General features: G+C 50.0%; 6 protein-coding genes. 2 read left to right on the top strand and 4 right to left on the bottom strand.

The genetic code is table 11. The features are described from left to right. Window positions 1-2 precede the first annotated feature (2 nt). Window positions 3-905 carry an NAD(P)-dependent oxidoreductase gene (locus tag ABYW01_RS13490; RefSeq protein ID WP_372833530.1) on the bottom strand — a complete coding sequence of 301 codons (903 nt, stop codon included), beginning with the start codon at window positions 903-905 and terminating at the stop codon, window positions 3-5. Between the two features lie 48 nt (window positions 906-953). Between ABYW01_RS13490 and ABYW01_RS13485 the strand changes: the two genes are divergently transcribed. Together ABYW01_RS13485 and ABYW01_RS13480 are read left to right on the top strand one after the other, a co-directional pair. Further along, a complete protein-coding gene (locus ABYW01_RS13485; protein ID WP_372833527.1) occupies window positions 954-1700 on the top strand; it encodes an alpha/beta hydrolase in 747 nt (248 codons plus the stop codon). Beyond that, window positions 1690-2190, top strand: coding sequence for a TlpA disulfide reductase family protein (locus ABYW01_RS13480; RefSeq protein ID WP_372833525.1), 501 nt, complete (start codon window positions 1690-1692; stop codon window positions 2188-2190). The genes ABYW01_RS13485 and ABYW01_RS13480 overlap by 11 nt, the downstream gene beginning before the upstream one ends. Window positions 2191-2253: 63 nt before the next feature. On the opposite strand, the gene ABYW01_RS13475 is transcribed toward ABYW01_RS13480, so the two are convergent. The 3 genes from ABYW01_RS13475 to ABYW01_RS13465 all read right to left on the bottom strand — a co-directional run. Then, complete coding sequence (locus tag ABYW01_RS13475; RefSeq protein ID WP_372833523.1) at window positions 2254-3432, bottom strand: alanine--glyoxylate aminotransferase family protein; 1179 nt, start codon at window positions 3430-3432, stop codon at window positions 2254-2256. A 58-nt stretch (window positions 3433-3490) separates the two neighbouring features. Further along, window positions 3491-4246 (bottom strand): 5'-methylthioadenosine/S-adenosylhomocysteine nucleosidase, encoded by a 756-nt coding sequence (gene mtnN / locus ABYW01_RS13470; RefSeq protein WP_372833521.1) that lies wholly within the window; start codon window positions 4244-4246, stop codon window positions 3491-3493. A gap of 147 nt (window positions 4247-4393) precedes the next feature. Next, a partial coding sequence (locus tag ABYW01_RS13465; RefSeq protein WP_372833520.1) for a thioredoxin family protein occupies window positions 4394-5176 on the bottom strand: 783 nt, incomplete at its 5' end.

The raw sequence follows: 5176 nt of genomic DNA, 5'->3' as shown, positions 1-5176 counted from the left end.
GTTCAGCTGTCTCGCTCAAGACGGTGAATCAGACTTGATGTATCCCAACGACTCCCACCACTCTTCTGAACTTCCGCATAGAACTGATCGACCAATGCGGTGACAGGCAGCTGAGCGCCGTTCTTCCGGGCTTCGTCGAGGGTGATATTCAGGTCCTTTCTCATCCAATCCACTGCAAAACCAAAGTCGAACTCATTTTCGACCATCGTCTCATGACGATTGACCATCTGCCACGAGCCCGCAGCACCATGCTGAATAACACTGCACAGCTTTTTAACATCCAAACCCGCACGTTTGGCAAAATGAATACCTTCAGACAGCCCTTGCACCAGACCTGCGATACAGATTTGGTTAACCATTTTCGCTAACTGACCACTGCCAGCAGGCCCCATCAGCTCAGCCGCTTTTGAGTACGCGGAAATGACTGGATTGACCTGGTCGAACACGGCTTGTTCGCCACCTATCATAACGCTCAGCACACCATTTTCTGCACCTGCCTGGCCACCTGATACAGGTGCGTCCAGAAAGCCCAGATTTTTCTCTGCAGCAATGTCGTTTAGCTCACGAGCAACCTCTGCCGACGCTGTCGTGTGATCAATCAGGATCGCCCCCGCACGCATACCGGCAAAAACACCTGTATCACCTAATACTACGGAACGCAGGTCATCGTCATTCCCCACACAGGTAAACACCATCTCTGCATTTGCAGCAGCCTTAGCCGGCGTATCGGCCATCTCGCCTTTATATTCTTCAACCCACTGCTGCGCTTTAGCTGCTGTGCGATTATAAACTGTGACCTGATGACCGTTATTCTGAAGATGCCCGGCCATGGGGAAACCCATAACACCCAATCCGATAAATGCGACTTTCATACTCTTTCTTTCCCGATTTAACGTGGCTGCCACGTAGTGTTAAAATGCCATTTAATTTAGAAATAGCTAATTTATCTCGTTATGATGCGCCCTTTTATTACACTGATGCTACTACTGCTACTGAGCAGCCAGAGTTACGGACAACAGATAGTCATCGACGATAGCGCACAAATCGATGATACGGAAATCCCTTTTCTGCTGTACCCATCGAAATCTCCGAAAAAAACAATAATCTGGTTCGAACCTCACTACGGCGAGTTTTCCTCTCAGCCGGTTGCCGCAGCGCTGGCGCAGCAAGGCATCACGGTTTACCAACCTGATTGGTTCGAAACGTTTTTCTTACCACGTAGCTACTCCAGTCCCGCCGAAATGGATGGAAAAATTATCTCCGCATTTGTTCACTACGTGAAACAAAAAGAATCGGGGCCTGTCTATTTGGTAGGAGCAGGTCGCGGGACGGTAGCAGCACTCAATGGAATTGCAGTAGATAGTTCACATATCAATGGCCTCATCGCACTGAATCCTAGTATCTATTTGCGCCAACCTCAGCCAATGCAGCCGGTTGAATTTGTGCCTGCCGCAGCTGAATGCTCGATCCCCGTCGTGATTCTTCAACCCAATCAATCAACACGCATCTGGTGGATGGACGAGGTTGAAAATACGCTACGCAGCGGCGGCGCGACGGTACATTCACGGCTAATTCCCGATGTTCGGGACGGATTTTGGCAGCGCCCTGATTTAACCAAGAGCGAGATCAGTCGCAAAAGACGGTTCCATCTGGATATAATGGCCGCAATCGACATTTTGGAGACGCTTAATGAAAAATAAATTGCTTACACTCTGGTTTGCATTTGCTGTGATGTTTACCGCCTCTAGCGGAGTGTCTGCGTCAAATAGCGTACTCTACAAATTAAGCTTTCCTAACGTTGAGAATCAGGAAATATCGCTGTCTGAATACAAAGGCAAGGTCGTACTATTGAACTTCTGGGCCACCTGGTGCCCTCCCTGCGTCAAAGAGATGCCGTCCATGGAGCGCTTGCATCAAAAATTTGCAGGACAAGACTTTGAAATTGTTGCGATCAGCGCAGGCGAGACGCAAGCCGCCGTGGAAAGCTTTATGATGGAGCTGGATACAGAGCTGACCTTTCCTATCTTGCTGGACGAAAAAGGCCGCACGTTTAATGAGCTGGGTATTCGAGGATTGCCCATGAGCTTCCTATTTGATCGCAACGGTAAGCTGGTCAGAACTATTTCAGGCAGCCGAGAGTGGGATGAACAGCGCGAAGTGAAGCTGATTGAATCCGTACTTAAACCGTAGCACGGCAATTGAACACAAAAAAAGGGACCCTAAGGTCCCTTTTTTATTCATAAGCAAACGCTTTCAGGCATTGTAAACGGCTTCTGCGGCCAACGCTGCGACACCACGTGTAATGGGTGCCTTCATTGAAGACAGCGTATTCTCCAGCGCAGACAGACAGAACATAACATTCCGACGGTTACAAGCGCTGCCCATCAAGCCGATACGCCATACTTTACCCGCCAGCGCACCTAAGCCCGCACCAATCTCAAGGCTGTATTCATTCAACAGCCGAGTACGCACTTCCGCTTCATCGACACCTTCAGGTACAAACACAGTGTTCAGCTGCGGCAGACGGCATTCTTCATCCACCAGGAAATTAACGCCCATCGCTTCAAGACCTGCACGCAGCGCTTCGTGATGAAGCTGATGGCGCTGCCACGCATTTTCCATGCCTTCCTCGTGCAGCATAACCAAAGATTCATGCAGCGCGTACAAGGAGTTAACCGGCGCCGTATGATGGTAAGCACGCTTGCCGCCGCCACCCCAATACCCCATCACAAGGTTCTTATCCAGGAACCAGCTAGGTACAGGTGTTTTACGGTTTTTCACAGCGTCAATCGCCTTCTCACCAAACGCAACGGGTGAAATTCCCGGAGGGCAGGACAGGCACTTCTGTGTGCCGGAGTAGATCGCATCAATTCCCCAGCCGTCCATGTCCACATCGATACCACCCAGTGAAGTCACTGCATCAACAATGCTCAGGCAACCGTACTTCTGTGCAAGTGCACACAGAGATTCTGCATCAGAGCGAACACCGGTAGACGTCTCTGCATGAACAAAAGCCAGGGCTTTAACGTTGTCGTTATCCGCCAGCGCTTTTTCAACCTTATCCAGATCTACCGGCTTGCCCCAGTCGTCTTGCACCATGATGGCTTCACCACCAAAACGCTCAACGTTCTCTTTCATGCGGCCGCCAAATACACCATTCTGGCATACAACGACTTTATCGCCCGGCTCAACCAGATTGACGAAGCACGCTTCCATACCCGCAGAGCCCGGTGCAGACACCGGCATTGTCAGTGGGCTTTTCGTTTTAAAGAGGAGCTGCAACATCTCTTTGATCTCATCCATCATGCGGATGAATTCAGGATCAAGATGACCAATCGTTGGACGAGCCATTGCGGACAATACACGCGGGCTTACATCAGAGGGGCCCGGGCCCATTAGTGTGCGTACAGGAGGATTAAAGGTTGCCTTCATTGATAGTGCCTCATTTCACCGCCGGCTGAGTGCCTTCAGCCGGGTGTTCCATTATGAATTAGTGTTGTCCTGCGATCTCATCGACCATCGCCATGACCATCTCGGCGGAGTGCTTGGCCGCGGTCACCAGAAACTCTTCAAAGGACAGATTCGATTCCTTGCCAGCAATATCAGACAGTGCGCGAATAACGATAAATGGCGTACCGAATTGATGACAAGTTTGTGCAATCGCAGCCGCTTCCATCTCAACGGCCTGCATCTGTGGGAAAACTTCGCGGGTGCGGGCAACACGCTCCGGATCGTTCATAAACGCATCGCCGGTTGCGATCTGCCCTTTGACCGTTTTCATACCTTCCATACGAGAGATGCAGCGTTCAGCCACATCGGCCAACAAGGGTTCCGGTTTAAACGATGCAGGTAAACCTGGCACCTGACCTGGCTCGTAACCAAAAATCGTGACATCCACATCATGGTGACGAACGTCTTCAGAGATCACAATATCACCGACATTCAGTTCGGGATCAAAGCCACCGGCAGACCCCGTATTGATGACACAGTCAGGCTTGAATTCGCGCAGCAGCAGTGTCGTGCCGATGGCTGCATTTACTTTACCGATGCCAGACTTCAATACGACAACTTCTTTCCCGTGCATACGACCGGAAAAAAGGTGATAGCCGGCATACTCATGATCCTCACGCCCTTCCAGCGAGGCTTTTAACAGTTCGACCTCTTCATCCATTGCACCGATAATACCGATACGAATTGCACCATTTTTCTCTTTGATGACTTCCTGCAAACTCTGTTGTGTGCTCATAAGGCGTGTTGAACCGTCAAAAAACTGGATTGAAATAGAATTGGAAAATTACAGCAGTGGGAAAGGCAAGACAATAGCGTCAGGCGCGTAAATAACTATCTTTTGCCAGGTATTTGCAGACTTGCGTAGCGCAACGTTACTTTGTGATTATTCCGTGATCACAACCTTCTTACCCTTCTCTCTCATACGGTCTGCACGATCGTTGAGAAAACGTTGAAACTCCGGGAATTGCTCATACCCTTTTACGCTGACGTACTCTAATGCCGTCGCATAGTGAAACGACTGCACGTAACCACCAATTCGAAAACGCTCTGTGCCAGACTCATCGAACAACAAGGTCGTCGGATAGTAGTTTACGCCAAGCTCTTTCACCCACTGACTCGGTGTAATGTCGGTACCATCAGGCAATGTAAGTGGCTGATCGCTGGCCGCATCAAAGCGCACGACCTGATACGGCTTCAACTGTTCATAGACGGCCGGGCGCGCGATTGCGTTGCGGTGCAGGGATTCGCAGTCATCACACCCCTTATATTCCAACATGACAGCAGTAAGCTGCCCTTTAAGGCTGCTAAGATCACGTGTCTCAAGCAAAAAAGGCTCAGGATACATATCCTCATCACTCTGCTGAATGAGTGCTTGAGCCAACCCGCCTTCGGTTTGGCCACTTAAGACATAATCCAATACCTGAGAGAACACTGGCTTGGGCCGAAAACCGTCGATACGCAGATTAATACTGCCGTCTGGATTCAAAAAAATAAGTGTGGGGGTGTATTGAATCTTCCAGTGAGTCGCGAGCGTTTTCTCAGTCAGCTCCGTACCATCTGGCAGCACAACATCTCGATCACCCCACAGGTCCAGCGCGACCACATCGAATTTCTGCTGAATAAAGGGGGCTAATTGCCCATCCAGAAAATTTTGCTGAATCATATT

Origin of the sequence: Pontibacterium sp. (assembly GCF_041587635.1) — a bacterium.
Classification (GTDB): Bacteria; Pseudomonadota; Gammaproteobacteria; order Pseudomonadales; family Balneatricaceae; genus Pontibacterium.
Note: the sequence above shows the minus strand (reverse complement) of the source record. Positions and strands in the feature narration are given on the sequence as shown.

Bases quoted from the DNA above. Each gene is read 5' to 3' on its own strand.
- mtnN (WP_372833521.1), bottom strand. From the start codon at position 4,246: ATGAGCACACAACAGAGTTTGCAGGAAGTCATCAAAGAGAAAAATGGT.
- ABYW01_RS13485 (WP_372833527.1), top strand. From the start codon at position 954: ATGATGCGCCCTTTTATTACACTGATGCTACTACTGCTACTGAGCAGC.
- ABYW01_RS13480 (WP_372833525.1), top strand. From the start codon at position 1,690: ATGAAAAATAAATTGCTTACACTCTGGTTTGCATTTGCTGTGATGTTT.
- ABYW01_RS13475 (WP_372833523.1), bottom strand. From the start codon at position 3,432: ATGAAGGCAACCTTTAATCCTCCTGTACGCACACTAATGGGCCCGGGC.